This window comes from Pseudomonas sp. FSL R10-2189 (assembly GCF_009600325.1).
In the GTDB taxonomy this organism is placed as follows: Bacteria; Pseudomonadota; Gammaproteobacteria; order Pseudomonadales; family Pseudomonadaceae; genus Aquipseudomonas; species Aquipseudomonas helleri.
In genome coordinates this window covers 1-205 of sequence record NZ_WIVZ01000190.1, presented here as the reverse complement: position 1 = coordinate 205, position 205 = coordinate 1, and the positions used below count along the sequence as shown (strand labels likewise).

Genomic DNA, 205 nt, shown 5'->3' with positions numbered 1-205 from the left:
GCAGCGGACGGGACTCGAACCCGCGACCCCCGGCGTGACAGGCCGGTATTCTAACCGACTGAACTACCGCTGCGCGTCGGTTGGTTGCTTCGTTAAAAGCGACCTTCTCTTTCGAGAAACTCAAGAAGTGGTGGGTGATGACGGGATCGAACCGCCGACCCTCTGCTTGTAAGGCAGATGCTCTCCCAGCTGAGCTAATCACCCT

The 205-nt window shown here is 58.5% G+C and carries 2 tRNA genes; both read right to left on the bottom strand.

The window, feature by feature from the left end:
• A tRNA-Asp gene (locus tag GHO32_RS26415) sits at positions 1–73 on the bottom strand.
• A gap of 55 nt (positions 74–128) precedes the next feature.
• A tRNA-Val gene (locus tag GHO32_RS26410) sits at positions 129–204 on the bottom strand.
• Between the last annotated feature and the right edge of the window lies 1 nt (position 205).